The sequence below is a fragment of the Streptomyces sp. 1-11 genome (assembly GCF_007176755.1).
In the GTDB taxonomy this organism is placed as follows: Bacteria; Actinomycetota; Actinomycetes; order Streptomycetales; family Streptomycetaceae; genus Streptomyces.
The window spans coordinates 411,528-437,607 of record NZ_BJTV01000002.1; the positions used below are offsets into that span (position 1 = coordinate 411,528).

Here is a 26,080-nt window from a genome sequence, read left to right on the forward strand (position 1 = left end):
AGGGCCCTTCCGGGCCGGCGAGGCGGTCGGCGCCGGGATGGCCGGCCGCGGAGAGGGGCCGCGCCCGCGGGGCGTCCGCGGGCCGGGCCGGCCGTCAGGGCGCCTGGAGGTCGACCAGAGCGGCCAGCGCCTCCCGGTGGGCGCCCGCGGTGCCGTAGGCGATCGAGTCGGCCTTGGCCCGCTTGAGGTGCAGGTGCGCGGGATGCTCCCAGGTCATTCCGATCCCGCCGTGCAACTGCACCGCCTCCTCGGTGGCGCGTACGGCCACCGGGGCGGCGTACGCCTGTGCGACGGTCACCGTGACGTCGGTGTCCGCGCCGCTCGTGAGGGCGTCGGCGGCGGCGCGGGCGGCGGCGCGCAGGCTGACGATCTCGAGCCACGACTGGGCGAGCCGGTGCTTGAGCGCCTGGAAGCCGCCGACCGGCCGGTTGAACTGCTTGCGCTCCTTCAGGTACCGCACGGTCTCGGTCAACGCCCAGTCGGCGACCCCGAGTTGCTCGGAGGCGAGCAGGCCGGCGCCGGCCCGCAGGGCCCGCCGTACTGCGGGTTCCGCGTCGCCCAGGCGGCGGGCGGGCGCCGCGTCGAGGGTGACGGTGGCGAGCGGGCGGGTCAGGTCGAAGGAGACCTGCGGGGTGACGGTGGCCGCCTCGGCAGCCACGGCGTACAGCCCGCCGTCGTCGGCCGGGACGAGCAGCACGTCGGCGGCGGCGGCGTCCGCCACGCCGGTCAGCTCACCGTGCAGCGAGCCGTCCGCCAGCCGTGCGGTGCGGTGGCCGGCCCCCGGTGCCGTGTGCAGGCCCACCGCGAGGACGCCGATGGTCCGGCCGGAGGCGAGGCGGCCCAGCAGTTCCTCGTCGCCGCAGGCCAGCAGGGCCTCGGTGGCCACGACCGCGCTGGTCAGGTACGGCACCGGGGCGACGGCGCGCCCCAGCTCCTCCAGGACGACGGCGGCCTCGCGGTGGCCGGCGCCCTGGCCGCCCAGCTCCTCGGGCACCAGCAGCCCGGCCAGGCCCATGCCGTCGGCGAGCGACTTCCACAGCGCGAGGTCGTGCGGGGTGTCGGACTCGGTGCGGGCTATCACACCGGCCGCGTCGCAGTGGTCCGTGAGCAGGTCGCGGACGGCGGAGCGCAGCGCCTCCTCCTCCTCGGAGTAGAGGAGATCCGGCTGGGTGCTCATCGGGCCAGGTCCTTCCATGCGACGTCCTTGTCGGTGCGCGGCTCGGCTGGCAGGCCCAGCACGCGCTCGGCGACGATGTTCAGCAGGACCTCGCTGGTCCCGCCCTCGATGCTGTTGCCCTTGGAGCGCAGGTAGCGGTAGCCGGCGTCGCGGCCGGTGAAGTCCACCAGTTCCGGACGGCGCATGGTCCAGTCGTCGTACAGCAGCCCCTCCTCGCCGCGGAGTTCGACCTCCAGGCCGCTGATCTCCTGGTTGAGGCGGGCGAAGGCGAGCTTCATACCGGCGCCCTCCGGGCCGGGCTGGCCCGCGACGAGCTGCTGGCGCAGGCGTTCGCCGGTGAGCCGGGCGACCTCGGCCTCGACCCAGAGCTTCAGCAGCCGCTGGTGCAGGTCGTGGGTGCGCAGCTCGGGCCGCTCGCGCCAGGTCTTCGACACCGGGCCGATCATGCCGCCCTCGCGGGGCAGCCGCATGCCGCCGATGGCGACGCGCTCGTTGTTCAGCGTGGTCTGCGCGACCCGCCAGCCGTCGCCGGTCTCACCGAGGCGGCGGCTGTCGGGGATGCGGACGTCCGTCAGGAAGACCTCGTTGAACTCGGCCTCGCCGGTGATCTGGCGCAGCGGCCGCACCTCGACGCCCGGGTCGGTCATGTCGCAGAGGAAGTAGGTGATGCCCCGGTGCTTGGGCACGTCCGGGTCGGTGCGGGCGATGAGGATGGCCCAGCGGGCGAGGTGGGCGCTGGAGGTCCACACCTTCTGCCCGTTGACCACCCACTCGTCGCCCTCCCGTACGGCCCGGGTGCCGAGCGCGGCCAGGTCGGAGCCGGCGCCGGGCTCGCTGAAGAGCTGGCACCAGACCTCCTCGCCGGTCCACAGGGGCCGCAGGAAGCGCTGCTTCTGCTCCTGCGTGCCGTACTTCAGGATCGTCGGCGCGGCCATGCCGAGGCCGATGCCGATGCGCCGGGGGTCGTTGTCGGGGGCGCCGGCGGCCTCCAGTTCGGCGTCCACCACGGCCTGCAGGGAGCGCGGGGCGTCCAGTCCGCCGAGGCCCTGCGGGAAGTGCACCCAGGCCAGCCCCGCGTCGAACCGGGCCCGCAGGAACTCCAGGCGGCCGGTGCCGGCAGGCGGGTGCGCGGCCAGGAACTCCTGTGCGCGACGGCGCAGTTCCGCTGCGTCGGTCATGCGGCGGCTCCCTTGCCCAGGACCACGGCCACCCGGCCGGTGGTCACCCCGTCGGCGACCCGCTGCACGGCGTCGGCGGCGCCGTCCAGCGGCACCCGCTCGCTGACCAGCGGCTTGATCGCGCCCTGCGCGGCCAGTTCGGTGAGCCGCTCGTGGCAGTGCAGGACCAGCGCGGGGTTCTTGGTGTTGTACAGGCCCCAGTGCAGGCCGAGGATCGCGTAGTTCTTCACCAGGGCGTGGTTGAGGGCGGGGCTCGGGATGGTGCCGCTGGCGAAGCCGACGACCACGATCCGTCCCTCGAAGGCGACGAGCTTGGCGGACTGGGCGTAGGCGGCGCCGCCGACGGGGTCGTAGATCACGTCGGCGCCCCGGCCGCCGGTGGCCTCCTTCACGGCCGCGACCACGTCCTCGGCGCGCCGGTCGACGACCACGTCACAGCCCAGTTCCCGGGCGACGGCGGCCTTCTCCGCGCCGCCGACCACGCCGATCACGGTGGCTCCGGCGGCCTTGCCGAGCTGCACGGCCGCGCTGCCGACCCCACCGGCGGCGGCGTGCACCAGCAGGGTCTCCCCCGCCTCCAGGCGGGCCCGGCGGTGCAGGCCGAACCAGCCGGTCTGGTAGCCGATGTGCAGCGCGGCGGCCTCGGCGTCGTCCAGCGAGTCGGGCGCGGGCAGCAGCGCGCGGGCGTCGGCGAGGGCGTACTCGGCGAAACCTCCGTGCGGCAGCGCGGGGTTGGCGATCACCCGGCGGCCGTCCTCGGTCTCGGCGCAGATCTCCACACCGGGCGTGAACGGCAGCGGGGGCCGCACCTGGTACTGGCCCCGGCAGAGCAGGGCGTCCGGGAAGTTGATGTTGGCGGCACGCACGCGCAGCAGCACCTGGCCGTCACCGGGCGTGGGCGGCTCCACCTCCGCCAGGCGCATCACCTCGCGCGGCTCACCGTTCTCGTGCACTTGCCATGCCTGCATGCGGGGCCTCCACGGGACTGCTTCGTCTGACCGGGTTCCGACGGCATACTAAGCGGTCGCTTGCCGATCAGGGAACAGCGGGCCGCGTCACTTGCGGGCGGGCCTGGCCCGTACGTGCATCCGCTCGCCCTGCGGCCCGAACAGGCTCAGGAACTCCACCGGCCCCTCCCCCGTCGAGCCGAACCAGTGCGGGACCCTGGTGTCGAACTCCGCCGCCTCCCCGGCCGAGAGCACCACGTCGTGTTCGCCGAGCACCAGCCGCAGCCGCCCCGAGAGCACGTACAGCCACTCGTAGCCCTCGTGGGTGCGCTGGTCGGGCTCCTGCCGGCGCTGCGGTTCCAGGATCTTGAAGGCCTGCAGTCCGCCGGGCCGACGGGTCAGCGGCCAGAAGACCTGGCCGTTGCGCTCGACGGGCTTCGCCCGCACCACGGGGTCGCCGACCGGCGGGGCGCCGACCAGTTCGTCCAGCGCCACGCGGTGGGCCCGGGCGATGGGCAGCAGCAGCTCGAGACTGGGCCGGCGCAGGCCGGACTCCAACCGGGACAGGGTGCTGACGGAGATGCCGGTGGCTCCGGACAGCGCCGCCAGGGTCACCCCCCGGTCCTTGCGGATCCGCCGCAGCCTGGGTCCCACGCCCGCCAGCACGCCGTCGGTGTCCTCGGGGCCCGCGTCGCCGCCGGCGGCCTCGCCGTGTTCGCCGTTCATGTCCTCATTGCAGGATCGGCAAAGACGTTTGTCAATGCGGCACCCGCCGCGCGACCGTCGGCGGCGGAGGTGGTCACATGACCGAGAGGTACGAGGCCGTCGTGGTCGGCGGCGGCGCGGCCGGGCTGTCCGCGGCACTGGTGCTGGGCCGGGCCCGGCGGCGCACGCTGGTCGTCGACGCCGGCGAGCCGCGCAACGCGCCGTCCGCGCACATGCAGGGCTATCTGTCCCGGGACGGGATGTCCCCGGCGGAGTTCCTGGCGGCCGGCCGCGAGGAGATCGCCCGGTACGGCGTGGAGCTGGTCCGGGACCGGGTGGTGGACGCGACGCGGGACGGTGACTTCACCGTGCGGCTGGCAGGTGGCGGCGCCGTCCTGGCCCGGCACCTGGTCGTCGCGACCGGGCTGAAGGACGAGCTCCCGCCGGTCCCGGGCCTCGCCGAACGGTTCGGCCGGGACGTCGTCCACTGCCCGTACTGCCACGGCTGGGAGGTCCGCGACCGGGCGACCGGTGTGCTCGCCACCAGCGCGCTCAGCGTGCACCAGGCGCTGATGGTCACCCAGTGGTCCAAGGACGTGCGGCTCTTCCTGCACCAGGTGCCGGAGGCGGAGCTGACGGACGACGACCGGCGCCGGCTGGTCACGGCCGGGGTCGAGGTCGTGCCCGGTGAGGTGGCCGAGGTGCTGGCCGAGGACGACCGCCTGACCGGCGTCCGGCTCACCGGCGGGGCGCCCGGGCGGGGCGCGGTCCACGAGCGCGAGGTGCTCTACGTCGCCCCGCGCGCCGTCCCGCGGAACGGGCTGTTCGTGCGGCTGGGTGCCGCGCTGCGGGAGACGCCGTTCGGCAGCTATCCGGTGACCGACGAGCGGGGCTCGACGAGCGTGCCCGGGCTGTGGGCGGCGGGCAACGCGAGCGGCTTCGCCGAGCAGGTGGTGAACGCGGCCAGCCGTGGCTACCGGGCCGGGGCCGCGATCAACGGGGAACTGCTCTTCGCCGACCTGGACGCCGGCGCGCAGGTGTAGACCCCGCTTTCGCGGTGCACCATGACTGCATGCTGCTGTCCCGGCTGGCCGAGGTGTCCGGGGAGGTCGCCGCGACGGCGGCCAGGTCCCGCAAGACCGCCCTGCTCGCGGAGCTGTTCCGGGAGGCGGAGGCGGACGACGTGCCGATCGTCATCCCGTACCTGGCCGGGCGGATCCCGCAGGGCCGGCTCGGCGTCGGCTGGAAGGTGCTGAGCCGTCCGGTCCCGCCGGCCGCCGGACCGTCCCTCACGGTGCGCGAGGTCGACGCCCGGCTCGGCGAGCTGGGCAAGGTGTCCGGGCCCGGCTCCCAGACGGAACGGGCCCGGCTCGTCGGCGAGCTGATGGGCGCGGCCACCGAGGCCGAGCAGCGGTTCCTGCGCGGCCTGCTCACCGGCGAGGTGCGGCAGGGCGCGCTGGACGCGGTGGCGGTGGAGGGGCTCGCCCGGGCGACCGGCGCGGACCCGGCGGACGTCCGGCGGGCGGTGATGCTCGCCGGATCGCTGCAGACGGTCGCGCAGGCGCTGCTCGCCGAGGGGCCCGGTTCGCTGGAGCGGTTCCGGCTGACCGTCGGCCGGCCGGTGCACCCGATGCTCGCGCACAGCGCCTCCTCGGTCGCCGAGGCGGTGGAGAAGCTGGGCGCGTGCGCGGTGGAGGAGAAGCTGGACGGCATCCGCGTCCAGGTCCACCGCGACGGCGACGCCGTGCGGATCCACACCCGCACCCTGGACGACATCACCGACCGGCTGCCCGAGGTGACCGCCGCCGCGCTCGGCCTCGCGGGCGAGCGGTTCATCCTGGACGGCGAGGTGATCTCCTTCGGCGCGGACGGACGGCCCCGTTCCTTCCAGGAGACGGCCGGCCGGGTCGGCTCCCGCACGGACGTGGCGCGGGCGGCCGGCGAGGTCCCGGTCTCCCCGGTCTTCTTCGACGCCCTGTCCGTCGACGGACGCGACCTGCTGGATCTGCCGTTCGCGGAACGGCACGCCGAGCTGGCCCGGCTGGTCCCCGAGCCCATGCGGGTGCGCCGGACCGTGGTGTCCGGACCGGCGGAGGCCGACGCCGCGGAGCGGTTCCTCGCGGACACGCTCGCCCGCGGCCACGAGGGCGTGGTGGTCAAGGCGCTGGACGCCGCCTACAGCGCGGGCCGGCGCGGCGCGTCCTGGCTGAAGGTCAAGCCGGTGCACACCCTCGACCTGGTGGTGCTGGCCGCCGAGTGGGGCCACGGCCGCCGCACCGGCAGGCTCTCCAACCTCCACCTCGGCGCCCGGACGGCGGACGGCGGCTTCGCGATGCTCGGCAAGACCTTCAAGGGCATGACCGACGCGATGCTCGCCTGGCAGACGGAGCGGCTGCGGGAACTGGCCGTCGAGGACGGCGGCTGGGGGGTCAGGGTGCGCCCCGAACTCGTCGTGGAGATCGCCTACGACGGCCTGCAGCGCTCCTCCCGCTACCCGGCCGGCGTCACCCTGCGCTTCGCCCGCGTGATCCGCTACCGCGAGGACAAGCGGCCCGAGGAGGCCGACACCGTCGAGGCCCTGCTGGCGGCCCACCCGGAGGTCGCGCCATGACGGTCAGGGCGACCAGGCGCAGTGCCGGACTGCTGCTGTTCCGGCGCGCCGACGACGGGCTGCAGGTGCTGCTCGGCCACATGGGCGGGCCGTTCTTCGCGAAGAAGGACGCGGGGGCGTGGACCGTGCCCAAGGGCGAGTACGACGCCGCGGAGCCCGCCTGGGAGGCGGCGCGGCGGGAGTTCCGGGAGGAGCTGGGGCTGGCGCCGCCCGAGGGGGAGGCCGTGCCGCTGGGCGAGGTCGCGCAGCGGGGCGGCAAGGTCGTCACGGCCTGGGCGGTGGAGGCGGACCTGGACCCGGGGACGATCCGGCCGGGCACCTTCACGATGGAGTGGCCGCCGAGGTCCGGCCGCACCCAGGAGTTCCCGGAGCTGGACCGGGTCGCGTGGTTCGGTCTGGACCGGGCCCGCGAGGTGATCATCTCGGCGCAGACGGCGTTTCTCGACCGGCTGGCGGAGCACTCGGACTGAACAGCGGCGTACGCGTTGCGACGGGCGGTGTCGCGCGCGAAGGTCGAAGCAAGCCCGCTCCCAGGGAGGTCAGCCATGCCCATCGCGACGGTGAACCCGGCGAACGGCGAGACGCTCAAGACGTACGAGGCCATGGGCGAGGAGGAGCTGGAACGCCGGCTCCAGCTCGCCGAGGCCACGTTCCGCACGTACCGGACGAGCACGTTCGCCGAACGCGCGCGGATGATGAACAGGGCCGCCGACCTGCTGGACGAGGACCAGGATGAGATCGGCCGGGTCATGACCACGGAGATGGGCAAGCCGGTCAAGCAGGCCCGCGCGGAGGCCGCCAAGTGCGCCAAGGCGATGCGCTGGTACGCCGACCGCGCCGAGGGCCTGCTGGCCGACGAGGAGCCGTCGGAGCGGGACGTGCGGGACTCCGGTGCCTCCCGGGTCCGGGTCCGCTACCGGCCGCTCGGTCCCGTCCTCGCCGTGATGCCCTGGAACTTCCCCCTGTGGCAGGTGATCCGGTTCGCCGCGCCCGCGCTGATGGCCGGCAACGTGGGTCTGCTCAAGCACGCCTCGAACGTCCCGCAGACGGCGCTGTACCTGGAGGACCTGTTCCACCGGGCGGGCTTCACGGAGGGCTGCTTCCAGACCCTGCTGATCGGCTCGGCGGCGGTGGACGACGTACTGCGTGACGAGCGGGTCAAGGCCGCGACGCTGACCGGCAGCGAACCGGCCGGGCGGGCCGTGGCCTCCACCGCCGGCGAGATGATCAAGAAGACGGTGCTGGAGCTCGGCGGCAGCGACCCGTACGTCGTCATGCCCTCCGCCGACCTCGACCACGCGGCCCGGGTGGCGGTGACCGCACGGGTCCAGAACAACGGGCAGTCGTGCATCGCGGCCAAGCGGTTCATCGTCCACACCGACGTGTACGACGCCTTCGCGGAGAGGTTCGTCGCGGGCATGCGGGCGCTGCGGACGGGCGACCCGCTGGAGGAGGAGACGGAGGTCGGGCCGCTCGCCAGCGAGCAGGGGCGCAAGGACCTGGAGGAGCTGGTCGACGACGCCCGGCGGGGCGGGGCCCAGGTGCTCTGCGGCGGCGAGCGTCCGGACGGGCCGGGCTGGTACTACCCGCCGACCGTGCTGGCGGGCATCACCCGGGAGATGCGCATCCACCGCGAGGAGGCCTTCGGGCCGGTCGCCACGCTGTACCGGGCCGGCGACCTGGACGAGGCGGTGCTCATCGCCAACGACTCGCCGTTCGGCCTGAGTTCCAACGTGTGGACCCGCGACGACGACGAGGTGGAGCGGTTCGCCCGGGACCTGGAGGCGGGCGCCGTGTACGTGAACGGGATGACGGCCTCGCACCCGGCGTTCCCGTTCGGCGGGGTGAAGCGCTCTGGGTACGGACGTGAGCTGTCCGGGCACGGAATCCGGGAGTTCTGCAACATCACCACGGTTTGGCAGGGTGCGTGAGGACCGCGCGGCTACCATCCCGATTGTGAACCGCGAAGTGACCCTGCCTCTGATCGTCGACGACCGCGGTACCTTGCAGGTGGCAGCGGCCGACGTCAGCAAGTTGTTGCGGACCGTGGGCGGGCGGTGGCTGCATCTCGTCGAGGCCGGGGAGCAGCTCGACGAGGACACGGTGGCCGCCCTGACCATCGAACTGGCGAAGCTCGCGGACCGCATCGACGTGGCGTGCATCGCCCACAGCAGCGGGGCGCCGTAGCCCTCGCGAGGGGTTTCGCAGCGTGGCCGTCCCTGACCCCTTGTCACCGGTTCGGAGTAGTCCGGCGCGAGATCGTCGCCCCGTCGGGTGAACCTGGGTGGACCACCTTTCTGACCGGCGGGCGAAGGCCTGCCGGACGGCGAAAGCAGGGACGGCTCATGGCGACTTTGTGCAGACCCTCGGTGTCCGTACCAGAGCATGTGATCACGATGGAGGAGACGCTGGAGCTGGCGCGCCTGCACCACGCGGACCACCCCCAGCTCCCGCTGGCCCTCCGGCTGATCGAGAACACGGGCGTCCGCACCCGGCACATCGTGCAGCCCATCGAGGAAACCCTGAAGCACCCGGGGTTCGAGGACCGCAACAAGCTCTACGAGGCGGAGGCCAAGGCCCGCGTCCCCGCGGTGATCCAGCGGGCGCTCGACGACGCCGAGCTCCTGACGGACGACATCGATGTCATCATCTACGTGTCGTGCACGGGCTTCATGATGCCCTCGCTCACCGCGTGGCTGATCAACGAGATGGACTTCCCGAGCAACACCCGGCAGCTCCCCATCGCCCAGCTCGGCTGCGCGGCCGGCGGCGCGGCCGTCAACCGGGCCCACGACTTCTGTTCGGCCTACCCCGAGGCCAACGCCCTCATCGTGGCCTGCGAGTTCTGCTCGCTGTGCTACCAGCCCACCGACCTGGGCGTCGGCTCGCTGCTGTCCAACGGCCTGTTCGGCGACGGCATCGCCGCCGCCGTGGTGCGGGGCCGCGGCGGCACGGGCGTCCAGCTCGAGCGCAACGGCTCGTACCTGATCCCGAAGACCGAGGACTGGATCGCCTACGACGTCCGGGCGACCGGCTTCCACTTCCTGCTGGACAAGCGGGTGCCGACCACCATGGAGCCGCTCGCCCCGGCGCTCCAGGACCTCGCGGGCAACCACGGCTGGGACGCGTCCGACCTGGACTTCTACATCATCCACGCGGGCGGGCCCCGAATACTCGACGACCTCAGCAAGTTCCTGAAGGTCGACCCGCACGCGTTCCGGTTCAGCCGGTCGACGCTCACCGAGTACGGCAACATCGCCAGCGCCGTCGTCCTCGACGCGCTGCGCCGGCTCTTCGACGAGGGCGGTGCCGAGCACCGGGCGCGCGGGCTGCTGGCCGGGTTCGGGCCCGGCATCACCGCCGAGATGACCGTGGGCCGCTGGGTCCAGGACGGCGAGAAGACACGATGACGATCGAAGAGACCCTCACCGAGCCACTGCCCATGCCCCCGGTCCGGCACTGGCCGGCGGCCGACCTCGCCGGGACGGACTTCGACCCGGTGCTGGCCGACCTCATGGCCGAGGGCCCGGTCACCCGCATCCAGCTCGCCAACGGCGAGGGCTGGGCCTGGCTGGTCACCCGGTACGACGACGTGCGCATGGTGGCCAACGACCCGCGCTTCGGCCGTGAGGCCGTCATGGACAAGCAGGTCACCCGGCTCGCCCCGCACTTCATCCCGGACCGGGGCGCGGTCGGCTTCCTCGACCCGCCCGACCACACCCGGCTGCGCCGCGCGGTGGCCGCCGCGTTCACCGCCAAGGGCGTGGAGCGGGTCCGCCACAGGGCGCGCGCCGTGCTGGACGAGCTGGTGGACGAGCTGCTCCAGGACGGGCCGCCCGCCGACCTCACCAGCGCGGTGCTCAGCCCGTTCCCGATCGCGGTGATCTGCGAGCTGATGGGCGTGCCGGCCGCCGACCGGCACAGCATGCACGGCTGGACCCAGCTGATCCTGTCCTCCGCGCACGGCAAGGAGCTCAGCGAGAAGGCCAAGCGCGAGATGAGCGACTACTTCTCCGATCTCATCGCGCTGCGCGAGAACAGCACCGGCGAGGACGTGACCTCCCTGCTCGGCGCCGCCCTGGGCCGGCAGGAGGTCAGCCTGGAGGAGGCCGTGGGCCTCGCCGTCCTGCTCCAGATCGGCGGCGAGGCGGTCACCAACAACAGCGGGCAGATGTTCTACCTGCTGCTGACCCGCCCCGAACTGGCCGAGCGGCTGCGCTCGGACCCCGGGATCAGGCCGAGGGCGATCGACGAGCTGCTGCGCTTCATCCCGCACCGCAACGCCGTCGGGCTGTCCCGGATCGCCCTGGAGGACGTGGAGGTCCACGGCGTCCGCATCCGGGCCGGGGACGCGGTCTACGTGTCCTACCTGGCCGCCAACCGCGACCCGGAGGTCTTCCCCGACCCGGAGGCCATCGACGTCACCCGCAGTCCCAACCCGCACGTGGCGTTCGGCTTCGGCCCGCACTACTGCCCCGGCGGCATGCTGGCCAGGCTGGAGTCGGAGCTGCTGGTGGACGCCCTGCTGGACCGGGTGCCGGGTCTCCGGCTGGCCGTGGCCCCGGCCCAGGTGCCCTTCCGCAAGGGCGCGTTGATCCGCGGGCCCGCGGCCCTGCCGGTGAGGTGGTGAGCGGCCGATGACCACGACGGAGGGGCTGGCGGTACCCGAAGGGCCCGCGGCGCGGGACGGCGCGCCGGCCCAGGCGGATCCGCCGGCCGAGGGCCTGCTGGTGCCGCCGGGCCACGGCCGGGTCGTCGAGACACCGGCCCAGCGGGTGACGTTCAAGGTCACCGGCACCCACTCGCGGACGGCCTCCACCTTCGAGGTGGAGGTCCCGCCGGGGTTCGACGTCGGCGCCCACGTGCACACGCGCAGCGAGGAGCTGTTCTACGTCCTCGAGGGCGAACTGGACGTGCTGGCCTTCGAGCCGCGCATCCGCACCCCCGACAACTGGCAGCGCTGGGAGTCGAGTTCGGGCAGCCGCGTGGTCCGGGCGACGCCGGGCACGGTCATCGTCGTACCGCCCGGCTGCCCCCACGCGTTCGCCAATCCGACGGACACGCCGGCGAGGATGTTCTTCCAGGCGTCCCCGCCGCCGGACCACGAGCGCTACTTCGAGGAGCTGCTGGAGATCCTCGGCGACGGCGGACCGCCGGACCGCGAGGCCATCGAGCGGCTCCGCCGGCGCTACGACATCGAGCAGCTCACACCACTGCGGCACAGGTGACCGCAGGACACCGCCGGCGTACGGCGCGGGGCGCGGGTGCCGGTAAGGCCCCGCGCCCCGCACCGCTGCCGGGCCGGCGTCCGGGCCGGCCCCGGCGCTACCGGATCGGCATCCCGGAGAGGGTGCGGGCGATGACCAGGCGCTGGATCTCGCTCGTGCCCTCGAAGATGGTGTAGATCGCGCTGTCGCGGTGCATGCGCTCCACCGGGTACTCGCGGGTGTAGCCGTTGCCGCCCAGGATCTGGACGGCCTGCGCGCTCACCTTCTTCGCGGTCTCACTGGCGAACAGCTTGGACATGGAGCCCTCGGCCGCCGTGAACGGCTTGCCGTTGACGGCCATCCAGGACGCCCGCCACACCAGCAGCCGCGCGGCGTCGATCTGCGTCCGCATGTCCGCGAGCTGGAAGGCCACGCCCTGGTTGTCGATGATGGGCCGGCCGAACTGCTCGCGGGTCTTCGCGTAGTCGAGGGCGACCTCGTACGCGGCGCGGGCGGTGCCGACCGCCATCGCGCCCACGGCGGGCCGCGAGGCCTCGAAGGTGGCCATGGCCGCGTTCTTCACCCGCTCACCGCCCGTCTTCGCCCGCTCCCGGGCCCGGGCGAGCCGCTCGTCCAGCTTCTCCTTGCCGCCGAGCAGGCAGGAGCCGGGGACCCGGACGCCGTCGAGCACGACCTCGGCGGTGTGCGAGGCGCGGATGCCGTGCTTCTTGAACTTCTGGCCCTGGGTGAGCCCCGGGGTGCCGGGCGGGACGATGAAGGAGGCGTGGCCCTTGGAGCCGAGGTCCGGGTCGACGACGGCGACGACGACGTGGACGTTGGCGATGCCGCCGTTGGTCGCCCAGGTCTTGGTGCCGTTGATCACCCACTCGTCCTTGGCCTCGTCGTACACCGCGCGCGTGCGCATGGAGGCCACGTCGGAGCCGGCGTCCGGCTCGGAGGAGCAGAAGGCGGCGACCTTCACGTCGTTCTGGTCGCCGTACATCTGCGGGATCCAGGTGCCGATCTGCTCGTCGGTTCCGTTGGCGAGAACGCCCACGGCGGCCAGACCGGTGCCCACAATGGACAGGGCGATGCCCGCGTCGCCCCAGAACAGCTCCTCCATGGCCATCGGGATGCCGAGGCCGGTGGGGTCGAAATACTGCTGCGCGTAGAAGTCGAGGGAGTAGATGCCGACCTTCGCGGCCTCCTGGATGACCGGCCAGGGAGTCTCCTCACGCTCGTCCCATTCGGCGGCCGCGGGGCGGATGACGTCGGCCGCGAAGCCGTGCAGCCACTCCCTGACCTCCTTCTGTTCGTCGTTGAGCTCCATGGTGAACTCGGCCATGTCCCCTCCAGCGGCGGTACGTGCGGTCCTACCAGCGATGTTACTAGCGGTAACGCGAGTGTGTTACCGACCAGTAGGAAAAGTCAACTCCTCCGGGCGCCTCGGCATCCCGTTCGATGTCACGGGCCCGGGCAGTGTTAGTTTGCGCAGGCGTCACCGAATCAGCACGGGTGGGGAGAGCACATGGACACCACGCAGCGGACCGATCAGCAGCGGTCCGCCGACCGCCGACGGCGCGAGCTGCTGGAGGCCGCCGACCGGGTGGTGCTGCGCGACGGCCCGCAGGCGTCGATGAACGCGATCGCCGCGGAGGCCGGCATCACCAAGCCGATCCTCTACCGCCACTTCGGCGACAAGGGCGGCCTCTACGCCGCCCTGGCCAAGCGGCACACCGACGCGCTGCTGGACTCGCTGCGCGCCGCCCTCGACGCGCCCGCCGACCGGCGCGAGCGGGTGGAGTCCACCCTCGACACCTATCTCGCGGCGATCGAGGCCCGGCCCCAGGTGTACCGGTTCCTCATGCACCCGGCGGAGGGCAGCACCGGCGGCGACCACGGGTTCGACGTCGGCAAGCACAGCGCTCCGCTGCTTCGCCGGATGGGCGAGGAGCTGGCCCAGGTGATCGAGGACCGGCTGGACCTCGGCCCGGGCAGCCAGCAGCTCGCCCGGGTCTGGGGACACGGGATCGTCGGGATGATGCACGCGGCCGGCGACTGGTGGCTCGGCGAACGGCCCTGCTCCCGGGCGGAGTTGGTCCGCTCGCTCGCCGACCTGCTGTGGGGCCGCCTCGCCGCGGCCGGCGACCGGGTCGGCGGCCCGGGGTTCTGACCGGGCCCCAGGGCCTGCCCGACGATCCCCGCCGGGCCCGGCGACGCCTGGCACCGCACCGCACCGCACCTCGCCGCGGGCCCTAGCCCTCTGCGCGGCCGCCCGCCCGGCGCCAGGGAGCCCGTTCGATCCGCCGCCGCAGCCGGCGTCCGCGCAGGCCCGCCACGCGGTCGGCGTAGACCGTGCCCGCCAGGTGGTCGCACTCGTGCTGCAGGCACCTGGCGAAGAACCCGGTGCCGTGGACGGTGACCGGCTCCCCGGCCGCCGTGAAGCCCTCGACCACCGCGTGGTCGTGCCGCTCCGTCCCCGCCTCCAGGCCCGGCAGCGACAGGCAGCCCTCGGGGCCCCGGACCACCACGCCGTCCGCCTCCACCAGACGCGGGTTGACCACGTGGCCGAGGTGGCGGACGTCCTCGTCGTCGGGACAGTCGTATACGAACACCCGCAAAGGCACCCCGATCTGGTTCGCGGCCAGGCCCACCCCCTGGGCCGCGTACATGGTCGCGAACAAGTCCTCCACGAGTTCGGCGAGTTCGGGGCCGAAGTCGGTGACGTCCGCGCAGGGCCCGTACAGAACGGGGTCCCCGAGCAAGGAAAGGGGCCGGACGCGCCCGTGGGCGCCCGGGATCGGGCGGTGTCGCATGGCGGCAAGGGTACGGTTCGTTCGGCCCATGCCCGCCGCGAGGCGTGGGCCGCGATTCGGGTGTGCGAATGGATCTCGATAGGCTGAGGCCCACACCACGCTGCCGGATGGCCCCAGGCGCGGCGCGTACGCAAGGAGGATCGAGAACTGATGGCAGGCAACTCGGACCCGCTCTCGCCGCGGGCCAAGCTGGCCGTGACCGCGGGCAAGGCGGTCGCTGCGGCATCGCGCGCCGCCGGACGCGGCAGCGGGTCGGTGATCGGTGGCCGGGTCGCGCTGAAACTCGACCCCGACCTTCTCGGACGGCTCGCCCAGAACCTGGACGTCATCCTGGTCTCCGCCACCAACGGCAAGACCACGACCACCCGGCTGATCGCCGAGGCGCTGCGCGCCGCCGGGCCGGTGGTGTCGAACGCGCTCGGCGCCAACATGCCCGCCGGCATCACCTCGGCGCTGGCCGGCGGCTCGGACGCGAAGTTCGGCGTCATCGAGGTCGACGAGAAGTACCTGGCCGGAGTGGCCCGGGACACCGGACCCAAGTGCATCGCCCTGCTGAACCTGTCCCGGGACCAGCTCGACCGCGCCGCCGAGACCCGCATGCTGGCGGAGAACTGGCGTGAGGGCCTGGCCGGCTCCAAGGCGGTCGTCGTCGCCAACTGCGACGACCCGCTGGTGGTCTGGGCCGCGTCCTCCTCCCCCAATGTGATCTGGGTCGCGGCGGGCCAGATGTGGAAGGACGACGCCTGGTCCTGCCCGTCCTGCGGCGGCGTGATGCAGCGCCCGGGCGACGACTGGTTCTGCGGCGAGTGCGGCTTCCGGCGGCCCACCCCGAGCTGGGCGCTGTCCGGGGACCACGTCCTCGACCCGCACGGCTCCGCCTGGCCGATCCACCTGCAGCTTCCGGGCCGGGCCAACAAGGCGAACGCGGCCAGCTCCGCGGCCGTCGCCGCCGTCTTCGGCGTGCCGCCGCAGGTGGCCCTGGAGCGGATGTACCAGGTGCAGGCCGTGGCCGGCCGGTACGACGTCGTCCAGTTCATGAACCGCGACCTCAGGCTGCTGCTGGCCAAGAACCCGGCCGGCTGGCTGGAGACGTTCTCCCTGATCGACCCGCCGCCCACCCCGGTGATCCTGTCCGTGAACGCGCGCGGAGCCGACGGCACCGACACCTCCTGGCTGTGGGACGTGGACTACACGCGGCTGACCGGCCACCCGATCTTCGTGATCGGCGACCGCAAGCTGGACCTCGCGGTCCGCCTCGAGGTCGCGAACCAGCAGTTCCAGGTGTGCGAGAACCTCGACCAGGCCGTCCAGGCCGCCCCGCCGGGCCGTATCGAGGTCATCGCGAACTACACCGCGTTCCAGGACCTGCGCCGCCGCGTCGGCAACTGATCTTCGAAGGGCGAGCACCTCATGAGCGACAACCAACTGCGGCTGGTGTGGATCTACCCGGACCTGCTGAGCACCTACGGCGACCAGGGCAACGCGCTCGTCGTGGAGCGCCGGGCGCGCCAGCGCGGCCTGGACGTGGCCCGGCTGGACGTGCGCAGCGACCAGCCGATCCCGACGTCCGGCGACATCTACCTGATCGGCGGCGGCGAGGACCGGCCGCAGCGCCTCGCGGCCGAGCGGCTGCGCCGCGACGGCCATCTGCACCGGGCCGTGGAGAACGGCGCGATCGTGTTCTCGGTCTGCGCCGGCTACCAGATCCTCGGCCACGAGTTCATCAACGACCTCGGCCAGCGGGAGCCCGGCCTCGGCCTGCTCGACGTGACGTCGGTGCGCGGCGAGGGCGAGCGGTGCGTCGGCGACGTCCTCGGTGACATCGACCCGCAGCTCGGCCTGCCCCCGCTGACGGGTTTCGAGAACCACCAGGGCGTCACCCACCTCGGCCCCGCCGCCCGCCCCTTCGCCCGGACCCGGATCGGCAAGGGCAACGGCACCGGGGACGGCACCGAGGGCGCGTACAACGGCACCGTCTTCGGCACGTACATGCACGGCCCGGTGCTCGCCCGCAACCCGCAGATCGCCGACCTGCTGCTGAAGCTGGCGCTCGACGTCAACGCGCTGCCGCCGGTGGACGACCACTGGTACGAGGCGCTGCGGGGCGAGCGCATCGCGGCCGCTCAGACGCCCGCGTAAGGCCCGCGTCAGGGGTCTCTCAGCGCTTTCCGGCAAGCTCCTCGCGGGCCCGCCTGACGGCCCGTCCGCTCACATGTGCGGGCGCGTCCAGCAGGCGGACGCCCGCTACGGAGCCACCCCCTCACGCCGGTAGGGTGGCCGGGAACCCGCCGGACGACGTGGTCCGGTATCCCGGCCCACGTTGAGAAGGTATTTCGGGCTATGCGCATTGGTGTCCTCACGTCCGGCGGCGACTGCCCCGGCCTGAACGCCGTCATCCGGTCCGTCGTGCACCGTGCCGTGGCCGACCACGGCGACGAGGTCATCGGTTTCCGGGACGGCTGGAAGGGCCTCCTGGAATGCGACTACACGAAGCTCGACCTCGACGCCGTGGGCGGCATCCTGGCGCGCGGCGGCACCATCCTCGGCTCCTCCCGGGTCCGTCCGGAGCACCTGCGCGACGGTGTCGAGCGGGCCAGGGGCCATGTCGCGGAGCTCGGCCTGGACGCGATCATCCCGATCGGCGGTGAGGGCACGCTGAAGGCGGCCCGCCTGCTGTCGGACAACGGCCTGCCCATCGTGGGCGTGCCGAAGACCATCGACAACGACATCGCCGTCACGGACGTCACCTTCGGCTTCGACACGGCGGTCGGGGTCGCCACCGAGGCGCTGGACCGGCTGAAGACCACCGCCGAGTCCCACCAGCGGGTGCTGATCGTCGAGGTCATGGGCCGTCACACCGGCTGGATCGCGCTGCACTCGGGCATGGCGGCCGGCGCCCACGCCATCGTCGTCCCGGAACGGCCCTTCGACATCGACGAGCTGACCCGGAAGGTCGGCGCGCGGTTCGAGGCGGGCAAGCGGTTCGCCATCGTGGTCGCCGCGGAGGGCGCCAAGCCGCGCCCCGGCACCATGGAGTTCGACGAGGGCGGCAAGGACGTCTACGGCCACGAGCGCTTCGCGGGCATCGCGCGGCAGCTCTCGGTCGAGCTGGAGCACCGGCTCGGCAAGGAGGCCCGGCCGGTCATCCTCGGGCACGTGCAGCGCGGCGGCACGCCGACGGCGTACGACCGAGTGCTGGCCACCCGCTTCGGATGGCACGCGGTGGAGGCCGTGCACCGGGGCGAGTTCGGGCGGATGACCGCGCTGCGCGGCACCGACATCGTGATGGTGTCGCTGGCGGAGGCCGTGGAGACCCTGAAGACGGTGCCCGTCGAGCGGTACGACGAGGCGGAGTGCGTCTTGTAGTACGCCCCGGAACCACCCGCCCCCGGTCACGGCGCTGACCGGGGGCGGCTCTACTCTTGTGGGCGGACAGACGCGTACAACCCCCACGAATCAGGAGCCGGCGGATGGATCACAGCGGCCACGGCATGACGATGGACCTGCCGCCGTTCACGCTGGGGCGGGGGCTGCACTGGTCGGCGGACCCGTTCTTCCTCGTCGCCTGTCTGGCCGGCCTGGCCCTGTACGGATGGGGTGTCGTGCGGCTGCGGCGGCGCGGGGACTCCTGGCCGGCCGCCCGGACCGTGTCGTACGTCATCGGTGTCCTCACCATCGCCCTGATGATGTGCACCAGGCTCAACGACTACGGCATGGTCATGTTCAGCGTGCACATGGTGCAGCACATGGTGATCAGCATGCTCTCGCCGATCCTGGTCCTGCTGGGCGCCCCGGTGACCCTCGCGCTGCGCGCGCTGCCGGCCGCCGGCCGGGGCCGCAAGGGCCCGCGCGAGCTGCTGCTGATGCTGCTGCACAGCCGCTACATGCGGGTGATCACGCACCCGGCGTTCACCATCCCGCTGTTCATCGCGAGCCTGTACGCCCTGTACTTCACGCCGCTGTTCGACTTCCTCATGGGCTCACGGGCCGGGCACGTGGCGATGATGGTGCACTTCCTCGCCGTGGGCGTGGTGTTCTTCTGGCCGATCATCGGCGTGGACCCCGGACCGCACCGGCCGGGGTACCTGATGCGGATGCTGGAGCTGTTCGCGGGCATGCCGTTCCACGCCTTCTTCGGCATCGCGCTGATGATGGGGTCCACCCCGATGGTGGCGACGTTCCAGAACCCGCCCGCCTCGCTGGGCATCGACGCGCTCTCCGACCAGAGCGCGGCCGGCGGCATCGCCTGGGCGTTCAGCGAGATCCCTTCCGTGCTGGTGCTGATCGCCCTGCTGTTCCAGTGGTACCGCTCCGAGCAGCGGCAGGCCAGGCGCAAGGACCGGGCCGCCGACCGGGACGGCGACAAGGAGCTTGAGGCGTACAACGCCTATCTGGCCTCCCTCCGCGCGCGCGAGGGCTGAGCACGCGCTATGCCTTCCGGGCGGAAACCGGGGCACCATGGTGGTGGACGGACCATGAGGAGGGTGTCGCGATGCCCGGTTCCACGAACGGTTCCACCAGAGCGATGGGGGCGATGACCGTCGGCGGTCTCGTCGTCGTCACGGCTTACACGGTCGCGCTCGGCAGCAACGGCTGGCTGTGGTTCGGCTGGGTGGTCCTCGGACTGCTGACACTCGCGATGGTCGTCACCCAGTCGTAGGCCCGGCCGCGGACGCGGCTGATTACAGTGCCCGCATGAACAGCAGGGCCGCGTCGTTCGACGACCTCGACCGCAAGATCATCACCGCGCTGATGGCGAACGCCAGGACCAGCTTCGCCGAGATCGGCGCGGCGGTCGGGCTGTCGTCCACGGCGGTCAAGCGGCGCGTGGACCGGCTGCGCGAGACCGGGGTGATCACCGGGTTCACGGCGACCGTGCGACCCTCCGCGCTGGGCTGGCGCACGGAGGCGTACGTCGAGGTGTACTGCGAGGGCGCGGCCCCGCCGCGGCGGCTGGCGGAGGTGGTGCGCAACCACCCGGAGATCGCGGCGGCCATGACGGTGACCGGCGGGGCGGACGCGCTGCTGCACGTGCGGGCCCGGGACGTGGAGCACTTCGAGGAGGTGCTGGAGCGGATCCGCGCCGAGCCCTTCATCCGGAAGACGATCAGCGTGATGGTGCTCTCCCATCTGCTCCCCGAGAGCCCCGAGGCGGGCGCGACCCAGGCCGCGCCGGATTAGGCGCGCGGCAAACCCGATTCGGCGCAACGGTGCTGCGTCTGCGCGGCCGTGGACGCAGCGATGCTGCACCAGCGCGCAGCCTTTGTTTCTTGTCGTCCGTTCCCGCCGCTTTCTACCGTGGTGTCATCCTTCAGTGACACTCAGGAAAGCGGAGGGAACCCTCTGTGCCCGAGAGCCGTGTGCCGCGCCTTCGGCGCTTCCTCGTCTGCGAACCCAGACACTTCGCCGTGCAGTACGCGATCAATCCGTGGATGCATCCCGACCGGCCGGTCGACGTGGACCTGGCCAGGGAGCAGTGGCAGGCGCTGATCGGCGCCTACCGCACGCACGGGCACACCGTGGACGCGGTCGAACCGGTCCCGGGCCTGCCCGACATGGTCTTCTCCGCCAACGCGGCGATCGTGGTCGGCGGCCGGGTCTTCGGCTCCCTGTTCCACGCGCCGGAGCGGCGCCCCGAGTCGGTCCACTACGACACCTGGTTCAAGGCGGCCGGGTTCGACGTCCACCGCCCCGAGTCGGTCACCGAGGGCGAGGGCGACCTGGTGTGGACGGGTCGGTACGTGCTGGCCGGCACCGGCTTCCGCACCACCCGCGAGGCCCACCGCGAGGCCCAGGAGTTCCTCGGCCACCCCGTGATCGGCCTGACGCTGGTCGATCCGTACTTCTACCACCTGGACACGGCGCTGTTCGTCCTGGACGACGACAACATCGTCTACTACCCGGAGGCGTTCTCGCCGGGCAGCCGGGAGGTGCTGCGGCGCCTCTACCCGGACGCCGTGCTCGCCACCCGCGACGACGCGATGGCGTTCGGCCTGAACTCCGTGTCCGACGGCCGTCACGTCTTCATCGCCCCGAAGGCCGAGGCGCTGGCCGAGCGCCTGGCCGGCCACGGCTACGTCCCCGTCCCCGTCGACCTGTCGGAGTTCCACAAGGCCGGCGGTGGCATCAAGTGCTGCACCCAGGAGATCCGCTGATGACCGCACCCGCGCGCACCCGTACGTCCGAGGACCTGATCCGGGCCGAGGAGCCGGTCCTCGCGCACAACTACCACCCCCTGCCCGTGGTGGTCGCCAGGGCCGAGGGCGCCTGGGTGGAGGACGTCGAGGGGCGCCGCTACCTCGACATGCTGGCCGGCTACTCGGCCCTCAACTTCGGTCACCGGCACCCGGAGCTGATCGAGGCCGCGCACCGGCAGCTCGACCGGCTGACCCTGACCTCCCGCGCCTTCCACAACGACCGGCTGGCCGAGTTCGCGGAGCGGCTCGCCGCGCTGACCGGGCTCGACATGGTGCTGCCCATGAACACCGGCGCCGAGGCCGTGGAGAGCGGCATCAAGGTGGCCCGCAAGTGGGCGTACGACGTCAAGGGCGTCCCCGCCGACCGGGCGACGATCGTGGTGGCGGCCGAGAACTTCCACGGCCGTACGACGACCATCGTCAGCTTCTCCACGGACGAGACGGCCCGTGCGGGCTTCGGCCCCTTCACGCCTGGGTTCAAGGTCGTGCCGTACAACGACCTGGCCGCGCTGGAGGCGGCCGTCGACGAGACGACGGCCGCGGTGCTGATCGAGCCGATCCAGGGCGAGGCCGGGGTCGTCATCCCCGACGAGGGCTATCTGACCGGTGTCCGTGAGCTGACCCGCCGCAAGGGCTGCCTGTTCGTCGCGGACGAGATCCAGTCGGGTCTCGGCCGCACCGGCCGCACCCTCGCCGTCGAGCACGAGGACGTCGTCCCCGACGTGCTGCTGCTGGGCAAGGCGCTGGGCGGCGGCATCGTGCCGGTGTCGGCGGTGCTGGCCCGGCGCGAGGTGCTGGGGGTGCTGCACCCGGGTGAGCACGGCTCCACGTTCGGCGGCAATCCGCTGGCCGCGGCGGTCGGCACGGCGGTGGTCGGGCTGCTGGAGACGGGCGAGTACCAGCGCCGGGCGGCCGAGCTCGGCCTGGTCCTGCGCGACGGCCTGACCGAGCTGACCGGCCGGGGCGTGACCGGGTTCCGGGCACGCGGGCTGTGGGCGGGCGTCGACGTCGACCCGTCGATCGGCACCGGCCGTGAGATCAGCGAGCGGCTCATGCGGGAGGGCGTCCTGGTCAAGGACACCCACGGCTCCACCATCCGGCTGGCGCCCCCGCTGACCGTCACGGCCGAGGAGCTGCGTTCGGCGCTCGGCTCCCTGGAGAAGGTGCTCGGCTGAGGGACGGGGGGGCCGGACCTGCGCCGGCCCCCCGCTCGGCGTCAGCTTCCGCCGAGGAGCCGTTCCATCTCCTTGATCTCGGCGTTCTGCGACCGGACGATGTCACCGGCCATGGTCCTGGCCGGGCCGTAGGCGCCCTCGGCCTGCTCGGTGCCGGCCATCTCGACGGCGCCCCGGTGGTGCTCGGCCATCAGGGACAGGAACCTCCTGTCGAAGTCCGCGCCGCCGGCCTTCTTCAGGGCCGCCATGTCGTCGTCGCTCATCATCCCGTTCATCCCGGCCATGCCGGACATGCCGGCGTGCCCCGAGTGGTCCGTGCCGGCCTTCGGCACCTCCTCGCCCCACGCGGTCAGCCAGCCGGTCATGGTGCGGATCTCCGGGTCCTGCGCCTTCTCGATCCGGGCGGCGAGGTCCTTCACCCGGGGCGAGGAGGCCCGGCCGTCGGCGAGCTTCGCCATCTCCAGGGCCTGGCGGTGGTGCGGGATCATGCCCTGGGCGAAGGAGACGTCCTGGGCGTTGTGGGCGCCGGCGGTGGCGGACGCGGTCGTGCGCGCCGGGCCGCCGTGTTCCTTGCGGGCCGCGCCGTCGTCGCTGCCGCCGCAGGCGGCGAGGGTCAGCGAGGCGGTCACGGTGACCGCGAGGAGGGCGGCGCGGCGCGTCAGGGTACGGGTGGTCATGCTGGGAACTCCTGTTGTCGGAAGGGTCTTGCGGGCACGCGTGGTGGACGGCCGCCGGGGCAGCGGTCGTCGGTGCCTCTAGATCCGCAGGAGTTGCAGTTCGGCCAGGGTGGGCGGGGCTCGGGCGCCGTCCGGCGCGGCGACGGCGCGGGAGCGGGGGGCTTCGGCCCGCACCTGGGTGGTCACCGGGTCGGGGACCAGGGCGGGCGGCCGGGGGCCGTCCTTGACGGCGGCGGACGCACAGGACGGGTCGGCGTGGTGCAGGTGGCCGCCGTCGCGGTGACCGTCCGGACAGGCGTCCCCCGCCATGACCGCGACGGCCGTCCGGTGCCCGGTGTGGGCCCGCGCCGGGTGCCCGGCGCCGCCGCCGGGCCCCAGGGCGTGCATGCCCAGCAGACCGGCCAGCACCGCGAGCACGAGCAGCGCACGACGCCGCCGTCGAGGCGGTCGCGCGGTGCGCTGCTGGTTGCCGGTCATCGCGGACATCGTACGGGGGCGATCACCGCGCCCGCACCGGGACTCGCGGACGGCTGCGTGTAGGGGCGGAGGCGTCGCTAGGGGCCGGTGAAGGTGAAGGCGAGACCCGCCCCGTCGGCCCTGGGGTACCGCAGCGGATGCGCCCAGGCTCCGGCGGACGGGACGAGGGTGTGGGCGCCGTCCCGGCCCGCCTGCCGGTGCGGGCCCTGGTGGATCACGGTGAACCGCCGGGGCGGCCCCGAGGCGGCGGGGTTCATGCCGACGTCCCAGTGACCGTGCTGCCAGGTGAGGGACACCGGCGTCAGGGGCGGCACGTCGAAGCGCCAGAACGCCCGCGCCGGAGCGGCCAGGGCGTGCACGAGCGCGGCCCGGACGACGGCCGGTTCGGTGACGGCCAGCACGTGGCCCGGCTCGTCGGCCACGGCGTCGAGCCAGTCCGCGGTGCGCCGGCAGAACCGGCGCACCGACTCGCCGCCGTGCGGTGCGGCGTCCGGATCGGTCAGCCAGGCCGAGAAGGCGTGCGGCTCCGCCGCGGCGACCTCGTCGGCCGTGCGGCCGCACCAGACGCCGAGGTCGAGGTCGCGCAGCGCCGGCTCGCACGCCGCCGCCAGGCCCAGGGCTTCGGCGGTCCGCCGGCAGCGCAGGGAGGGTGCGCGCACGGCCCGCGTGTGGGCGGGCAGGTCCGCCCGGGCCGCCCGCGCCGCGGCCAGGTCGCGTTCGCCCGGTGACGCGTCGCCGAACCGGGTGCCGGGGACGGGGTCCCCGCCGCTGGTGCTCAGGAACGTGAGGCGGATCGTCATGCGACTGACCTCCTTCGTGAACCGGCCGGCTCCCTGTGGGAGGAGTCCGTCCGCGGGTCGTCGGTGGAGCCCGGTGGGCGTTGGTCCGTCCCGGCGGGTGGCACCGCGGGTGACACGGCCGACGGCACGTGCCGGCTCATGCGTACAGGTTCCACGGCCGTCACCGGCCGGGACCATCCGGCGGGTGTCCGAAGCCGCCCCGCCGACCGGCTGGGACGGTCCCGCCGCCCGGATGGTTCCGCCGCCGGCGGCTCATGACGCGCCACTCGGCGCGGTACGGATGAGACTGGAATCGGGCAGCGAGCGGAGCACACGTGATCCGGGTACTGGTGGTCGACGACGAGGCGCTCATCCGCACGGGCTTCCAGCACATCCTCGACGCGGCGGACGACATCGAGGTCGTTGCGGCGGTGGCCGGCGGTCAGGCCCTCACCGCCGTGCGGGAGACGGCCCCCGACGTGGTGCTGCTGGACATCCGCATGCCCGACGTGGACGGCCTGACGGTCCTCGCGGAGGTCCGCCGGCTGCCGAGCCCGCCGGTCGTCGCCATACTCACCACGTTCGACATGGACGAGTACGTGGAGACGGCCCTGCGCTCGGGCGCCGCCGGCTTCCTGCTCAAGGACACCGATCCGGAGGAGCTGCCGTTCCTGGTGCGGGCCCTGGCCGACGGCGGGACCGTTCTGTCGTCCAAGGTGACCCGGACGGTCGTGGACGGCTTCCTGGGCGCCGGTTCCCAGGAGGCCGCCGCCCGCACCCTGGACCGGCTGACCGAGCGGGAGCGCCATGTGCTGCTCCTGGTCGCGGAGGGGCTGTCCAACGGCGACATCGCCGCCCGGATGCACCTGAGCACCGGGACGGTCAAGGACCACGTGAGCGCCATCCTGACCAAGCTGGAGGTGGGCGGCCGGGTGCAGGCCGCCCTGCTCGCCCAACGGGCCGGGCTCCTGACGAAGGAGGAGGGATGACCCCCCGCCGCCTGCCGCCCCCGCTGCCGGACGCCGCGCTCGTCGTCTGCTCGCTCTTCGACGTCTGGGTGCACTTCGACGCCGACGAGCCGCTGCGCATGGGCTTCGCACTGGTGGCCGCCTCCGCGCTGCTGCTGCGCCGGCGCCTGCCGCTGCTGACGTTCCTGCTGACCCTGCCCTCGGTGCTGCTCTCCGACGCCGTCTTCGCCGCGCTGGCCGCGCTGTACAGCCTCGCCTCGCTCACCCGGCGCCGTGTGATGCTGGCGCTGTGCGCGCTGGCGTTCACGTTGAGCGACGTCACCCGGTGGCCGTCGCCCGATGTCAACCTGCTGGGCACCTCGACCCTGATCACCCTGACGTACACCGCGGCGATGGCCGCCGCCCCCGTGTTCCTCGGCCAGCTCGTCCAGACCCGGCGCGACCTGTCGCTGCGGCTCACCGAGATCTCCGAGGCGCGCGACCACGAACAGCTGCTGACCGCCCAGGCGGCGCTGTCCAAGGAACGCGCGCAGCTCGCCCGCGAGATGCACGACGTGGTCTCCCACCAGGTCAGCCTGATCGCGGTGCGGGCGGGCGCGCTGCAGGTCGGCAGCCGGGACCCGGAGGCCAAGGAGGCGGCGGCCACGATCCGGCGGCTGAGCGTCCAGACCCTGGACGAGCTGCGGCACATGGTCAACGTCCTGCGGGCCTCCGGCGGCCGCCCGACCGAGCTGACCCCGCAGCCGTCCCTGGCCGACCTGGAGCAGCTCGTCACGGGCAGCGGCATCGAGACCAAGCTGCGCATGGAACTGCCCGAGGATCTGCCGCCGACCGTGCAGCGCGCCGTCTACCGCACCGTCCAGGAGGCGCTGACCAACATACGCAAGCACGCCCCCGGCGCCGCCGCGGCCGTCTGCCTCGGCCACCGGGACGGCACCGTCCGCGTCACGGTCACCAACTCGGCGCCGACCCGCCCCGGGCTCCCGCTGCCCAGCTCGCACTATGGCCTCGTCAGCCTGGGGCAGCGCGCCTCGCTCCTCGGCGGCACCATCACCTCGGGCCCGACGACGGACGGCGGCTACGAGCTGTGCCTCGAGCTGCCCGCGACCGGCGCGCCCTGAGCCCCGGGCGGCAGGGCCGGCGCGCCCGCCGCGCCGCCCGCGTCC

Annotated in this window: 28 protein-coding genes; 19 read left to right on the top strand and 9 right to left on the bottom strand. The window is 73.2% G+C overall.

What is annotated here, in order from left to right:
• Positions 1-94: 94 nt before the first annotated feature.
• The 4 genes from TNCT1_RS06155 to TNCT1_RS06170 form a co-directional block, all read right to left on the bottom strand.
• Entirely contained in the window at positions 95-1,177 is a 1,083-nt protein-coding gene (locus TNCT1_RS06155) for an acyl-CoA dehydrogenase family protein (RefSeq protein WP_143629090.1), read from the bottom strand.
• Positions 1,174-2,355 carry an acyl-CoA dehydrogenase family protein gene (locus TNCT1_RS06160; protein WP_143629092.1) on the bottom strand — a complete coding sequence of 394 codons (1,182 nt, stop codon included), beginning with the start codon at positions 2,353-2,355 and terminating at the stop codon, positions 1,174-1,176. Before TNCT1_RS06160 ends, TNCT1_RS06155 begins: the two co-directional genes overlap by 4 nt.
• Positions 2,352-3,323: an NADPH:quinone oxidoreductase family protein gene (locus tag TNCT1_RS06165; protein WP_143629094.1), complete on the bottom strand. Its 972-nt coding sequence runs from the start codon at positions 3,321-3,323 to the stop codon at positions 2,352-2,354. Before TNCT1_RS06165 ends, TNCT1_RS06160 begins: the two co-directional genes overlap by 4 nt.
• An 87-nt stretch (positions 3,324-3,410) precedes the next feature.
• Positions 3,411-4,028: a helix-turn-helix domain-containing protein gene (locus tag TNCT1_RS06170; protein WP_143629096.1), complete on the bottom strand. Its 618-nt coding sequence runs from the start codon at positions 4,026-4,028 to the stop codon at positions 3,411-3,413.
• A gap of 77 nt (positions 4,029-4,105) precedes the next feature.
• Here TNCT1_RS06170 and TNCT1_RS06175 point away from each other — a divergent pair, with 77 nt between their 5' ends.
• From TNCT1_RS06175 to TNCT1_RS06210, 8 genes are all read left to right on the top strand, one after another.
• Positions 4,106-5,050: an NAD(P)/FAD-dependent oxidoreductase gene (locus TNCT1_RS06175; protein ID WP_143629098.1), complete on the top strand. Its 945-nt coding sequence runs from the start codon at positions 4,106-4,108 to the stop codon at positions 5,048-5,050.
• Between the two features lie 29 nt (positions 5,051-5,079).
• Positions 5,080-6,618, top strand: a complete 1,539-nt coding sequence (locus TNCT1_RS06180) for an ATP-dependent DNA ligase (RefSeq protein ID WP_143629101.1) — start codon at positions 5,080-5,082, stop codon at positions 6,616-6,618.
• Entirely contained in the window at positions 6,615-7,088 is a 474-nt protein-coding gene (locus tag TNCT1_RS06185) for an NUDIX domain-containing protein (protein WP_143629103.1), read from the top strand. Before TNCT1_RS06180 ends, TNCT1_RS06185 begins: the two co-directional genes overlap by 4 nt.
• Before the next feature lie 75 nt (positions 7,089-7,163).
• On the top strand, positions 7,164-8,549 hold the full coding sequence (locus TNCT1_RS06190; RefSeq protein ID WP_143629105.1) for an NADP-dependent succinic semialdehyde dehydrogenase: 1,386 nt from the start codon (positions 7,164-7,166) through the stop codon (positions 8,547-8,549).
• 25 nt (positions 8,550-8,574) lie between these two features.
• Positions 8,575-8,805, top strand: a complete 231-nt coding sequence (locus TNCT1_RS06195; protein ID WP_043477773.1) for a DUF6213 family protein — start codon at positions 8,575-8,577, stop codon at positions 8,803-8,805.
• Between the two features lie 158 nt (positions 8,806-8,963).
• Entirely contained in the window at positions 8,964-10,028 is a 1,065-nt protein-coding gene (locus TNCT1_RS06200; RefSeq protein WP_143629107.1) for a type III polyketide synthase, read from the top strand.
• A complete protein-coding gene (locus TNCT1_RS06205; RefSeq protein WP_143629109.1) occupies positions 10,025-11,248 on the top strand; it encodes a cytochrome P450 in 1,224 nt (407 codons plus the stop codon). Before TNCT1_RS06200 ends, TNCT1_RS06205 begins: the two co-directional genes overlap by 4 nt.
• Positions 11,249-11,255: 7 nt before the next feature.
• The gene (locus tag TNCT1_RS06210; protein WP_373920458.1) at positions 11,256-11,846 is read left to right on the top strand and encodes a cupin domain-containing protein; all 591 of its coding nucleotides are present in this window, start codon (positions 11,256-11,258) and stop codon (positions 11,844-11,846) included.
• A gap of 97 nt (positions 11,847-11,943) precedes the next feature.
• Here TNCT1_RS06210 and TNCT1_RS06215 read toward each other — a convergent pair whose 3' ends face one another.
• The gene (locus TNCT1_RS06215) at positions 11,944-13,170 is read right to left on the bottom strand and encodes an acyl-CoA dehydrogenase family protein (protein ID WP_143629111.1); all 1,227 of its coding nucleotides are present in this window, start codon (positions 13,168-13,170) and stop codon (positions 11,944-11,946) included.
• A gap of 183 nt (positions 13,171-13,353) precedes the next feature.
• On the opposite strand from TNCT1_RS06215, the gene TNCT1_RS06220 reads away from it, so the two are divergent.
• Positions 13,354-13,998 (top strand): TetR family transcriptional regulator, encoded by a 645-nt coding sequence (locus tag TNCT1_RS06220; protein ID WP_143629113.1) that lies wholly within the window; start codon positions 13,354-13,356, stop codon positions 13,996-13,998.
• Positions 13,999-14,080: 82 nt separating this feature from the next.
• On the opposite strand, the gene def is transcribed toward TNCT1_RS06220, so the two are convergent.
• Complete coding sequence (def, locus tag TNCT1_RS06225) at positions 14,081-14,641, bottom strand: peptide deformylase (RefSeq protein ID WP_174266170.1); 561 nt, start codon at positions 14,639-14,641, stop codon at positions 14,081-14,083.
• Positions 14,642-14,791: 150 nt separating this feature from the next.
• Between def and TNCT1_RS06230 the strand changes: the two genes are divergently transcribed.
• The 8 genes from TNCT1_RS06230 to rocD all read left to right on the top strand — a co-directional run bounded on the left by TNCT1_RS06230 (position 14,792) and on the right by rocD (position 22,013).
• Positions 14,792-16,030: a MurT ligase domain-containing protein gene (locus tag TNCT1_RS06230; RefSeq protein ID WP_143629115.1), complete on the top strand. Its 1,239-nt coding sequence runs from the start codon at positions 14,792-14,794 to the stop codon at positions 16,028-16,030.
• A gap of 21 nt (positions 16,031-16,051) precedes the next feature.
• Positions 16,052-16,780 carry a type 1 glutamine amidotransferase gene (locus tag TNCT1_RS06235; RefSeq protein WP_143629117.1) on the top strand — a complete coding sequence of 243 codons (729 nt, stop codon included), beginning with the start codon at positions 16,052-16,054 and terminating at the stop codon, positions 16,778-16,780.
• Positions 16,781-16,981: 201 nt separating this feature from the next.
• Positions 16,982-18,007 carry a 6-phosphofructokinase gene (locus TNCT1_RS06240; protein WP_143629119.1) on the top strand — a complete coding sequence of 342 codons (1,026 nt, stop codon included), beginning with the start codon at positions 16,982-16,984 and terminating at the stop codon, positions 18,005-18,007.
• Positions 18,008-18,111: 104 nt separating this feature from the next.
• A complete protein-coding gene (locus TNCT1_RS06245) occupies positions 18,112-19,062 on the top strand; it encodes a cytochrome c oxidase assembly protein (RefSeq protein WP_143629121.1) in 951 nt (316 codons plus the stop codon).
• 71 nt (positions 19,063-19,133) lie between these two features.
• Positions 19,134-19,301 carry a hypothetical protein gene (locus TNCT1_RS06250; protein ID WP_143629123.1) on the top strand — a complete coding sequence of 56 codons (168 nt, stop codon included), beginning with the start codon at positions 19,134-19,136 and terminating at the stop codon, positions 19,299-19,301.
• A gap of 35 nt (positions 19,302-19,336) precedes the next feature.
• Positions 19,337-19,822 (top strand): Lrp/AsnC family transcriptional regulator, encoded by a 486-nt coding sequence (locus TNCT1_RS06255; RefSeq protein ID WP_143629125.1) that lies wholly within the window; start codon positions 19,337-19,339, stop codon positions 19,820-19,822.
• A 164-nt stretch (positions 19,823-19,986) separates the two neighbouring features.
• Positions 19,987-20,796, top strand: coding sequence for a dimethylargininase (gene ddaH, locus TNCT1_RS06260; RefSeq protein ID WP_143629127.1), 810 nt, complete (start codon positions 19,987-19,989; stop codon positions 20,794-20,796).
• Entirely contained in the window at positions 20,796-22,013 is a 1,218-nt protein-coding gene (gene rocD, locus TNCT1_RS06265; RefSeq protein ID WP_143629129.1) for an ornithine--oxo-acid transaminase, read from the top strand. The genes ddaH and rocD overlap by 1 nt, the downstream gene beginning before the upstream one ends.
• A gap of 41 nt (positions 22,014-22,054) precedes the next feature.
• On the opposite strand, the gene TNCT1_RS06270 is transcribed toward rocD, so the two are convergent.
• The 3 genes from TNCT1_RS06270 to TNCT1_RS06280 all read right to left on the bottom strand — a co-directional run bounded on the left by TNCT1_RS06270 (position 22,055) and on the right by TNCT1_RS06280 (position 23,967).
• A complete protein-coding gene (locus TNCT1_RS06270) occupies positions 22,055-22,690 on the bottom strand; it encodes a DUF305 domain-containing protein (protein ID WP_143629131.1) in 636 nt (211 codons plus the stop codon).
• Between the two features lie 78 nt (positions 22,691-22,768).
• Positions 22,769-23,167 carry a DUF6153 family protein gene (locus TNCT1_RS06275; RefSeq protein WP_174266171.1) on the bottom strand — a complete coding sequence of 133 codons (399 nt, stop codon included), beginning with the start codon at positions 23,165-23,167 and terminating at the stop codon, positions 22,769-22,771.
• A 77-nt stretch (positions 23,168-23,244) separates the two neighbouring features.
• Positions 23,245-23,967, bottom strand: a complete 723-nt coding sequence (locus TNCT1_RS06280) for a histidine phosphatase family protein (RefSeq protein ID WP_143629133.1) — start codon at positions 23,965-23,967, stop codon at positions 23,245-23,247.
• A gap of 314 nt (positions 23,968-24,281) precedes the next feature.
• Between TNCT1_RS06280 and TNCT1_RS06285 the strand changes: the two genes are divergently transcribed.
• Positions 24,282-24,935 (top strand): response regulator transcription factor, encoded by a 654-nt coding sequence (locus TNCT1_RS06285; protein WP_143629135.1) that lies wholly within the window; start codon positions 24,282-24,284, stop codon positions 24,933-24,935.
• The gene (locus TNCT1_RS06290) at positions 24,932-26,035 is read left to right on the top strand and encodes a sensor histidine kinase (RefSeq protein ID WP_143629137.1); all 1,104 of its coding nucleotides are present in this window, start codon (positions 24,932-24,934) and stop codon (positions 26,033-26,035) included. The genes TNCT1_RS06285 and TNCT1_RS06290 overlap by 4 nt, the downstream gene beginning before the upstream one ends.
• Positions 26,036-26,080: the final 45 nt, after the last annotated feature.

Bases quoted from the DNA above. Each gene is read 5' to 3' on its own strand.
- TNCT1_RS06155 (WP_143629090.1), bottom strand. From the start codon at position 1,177: ATGAGCACCCAGCCGGATCTCCTCTACTCCGAGGAGGAGGAGGCGCTG.
- TNCT1_RS06160 (WP_143629092.1), bottom strand. From the start codon at position 2,355: ATGACCGACGCAGCGGAACTGCGCCGTCGCGCACAGGAGTTCCTGGCC.
- TNCT1_RS06165 (WP_143629094.1), bottom strand. From the start codon at position 3,323: ATGCAGGCATGGCAAGTGCACGAGAACGGTGAGCCGCGCGAGGTGATG.
- TNCT1_RS06170 (WP_143629096.1), bottom strand. From the start codon at position 4,028: ATGAACGGCGAACACGGCGAGGCCGCCGGCGGCGACGCGGGCCCCGAG.
- TNCT1_RS06175 (WP_143629098.1), top strand. From the start codon at position 4,106: ATGACCGAGAGGTACGAGGCCGTCGTGGTCGGCGGCGGCGCGGCCGGG.
- TNCT1_RS06180 (WP_143629101.1), top strand. From the start codon at position 5,080: ATGCTGCTGTCCCGGCTGGCCGAGGTGTCCGGGGAGGTCGCCGCGACG.
- TNCT1_RS06185 (WP_143629103.1), top strand. From the start codon at position 6,615: ATGACGGTCAGGGCGACCAGGCGCAGTGCCGGACTGCTGCTGTTCCGG.
- TNCT1_RS06190 (WP_143629105.1), top strand. From the start codon at position 7,164: ATGCCCATCGCGACGGTGAACCCGGCGAACGGCGAGACGCTCAAGACG.
- TNCT1_RS06200 (WP_143629107.1), top strand. From the start codon at position 8,964: ATGGCGACTTTGTGCAGACCCTCGGTGTCCGTACCAGAGCATGTGATC.
- TNCT1_RS06205 (WP_143629109.1), top strand. From the start codon at position 10,025: ATGACGATCGAAGAGACCCTCACCGAGCCACTGCCCATGCCCCCGGTC.
- TNCT1_RS06210 (WP_373920458.1), top strand. From the start codon at position 11,256: ATGACCACGACGGAGGGGCTGGCGGTACCCGAAGGGCCCGCGGCGCGG.
- TNCT1_RS06215 (WP_143629111.1), bottom strand. From the start codon at position 13,170: ATGGCCGAGTTCACCATGGAGCTCAACGACGAACAGAAGGAGGTCAGG.
- TNCT1_RS06220 (WP_143629113.1), top strand. From the start codon at position 13,354: ATGGACACCACGCAGCGGACCGATCAGCAGCGGTCCGCCGACCGCCGA.
- def (WP_174266170.1), bottom strand. From the start codon at position 14,641: ATGCGACACCGCCCGATCCCGGGCGCCCACGGGCGCGTCCGGCCCCTT.
- TNCT1_RS06230 (WP_143629115.1), top strand. From the start codon at position 14,792: ATGGCAGGCAACTCGGACCCGCTCTCGCCGCGGGCCAAGCTGGCCGTG.
- TNCT1_RS06235 (WP_143629117.1), top strand. From the start codon at position 16,052: ATGAGCGACAACCAACTGCGGCTGGTGTGGATCTACCCGGACCTGCTG.
- TNCT1_RS06240 (WP_143629119.1), top strand. From the start codon at position 16,982: ATGCGCATTGGTGTCCTCACGTCCGGCGGCGACTGCCCCGGCCTGAAC.
- TNCT1_RS06245 (WP_143629121.1), top strand. From the start codon at position 18,112: ATGGATCACAGCGGCCACGGCATGACGATGGACCTGCCGCCGTTCACG.
- TNCT1_RS06250 (WP_143629123.1), top strand. From the start codon at position 19,134: ATGCCCGGTTCCACGAACGGTTCCACCAGAGCGATGGGGGCGATGACC.
- TNCT1_RS06255 (WP_143629125.1), top strand. From the start codon at position 19,337: ATGAACAGCAGGGCCGCGTCGTTCGACGACCTCGACCGCAAGATCATC.
- rocD (WP_143629129.1), top strand. From the start codon at position 20,796: ATGACCGCACCCGCGCGCACCCGTACGTCCGAGGACCTGATCCGGGCC.
- TNCT1_RS06270 (WP_143629131.1), bottom strand. From the start codon at position 22,690: ATGACCACCCGTACCCTGACGCGCCGCGCCGCCCTCCTCGCGGTCACC.
- TNCT1_RS06275 (WP_174266171.1), bottom strand. From the start codon at position 23,167: ATGACCGGCAACCAGCAGCGCACCGCGCGACCGCCTCGACGGCGGCGT.
- TNCT1_RS06280 (WP_143629133.1), bottom strand. From the start codon at position 23,967: ATGACGATCCGCCTCACGTTCCTGAGCACCAGCGGCGGGGACCCCGTC.
- TNCT1_RS06290 (WP_143629137.1), top strand. From the start codon at position 24,932: ATGACCCCCCGCCGCCTGCCGCCCCCGCTGCCGGACGCCGCGCTCGTC.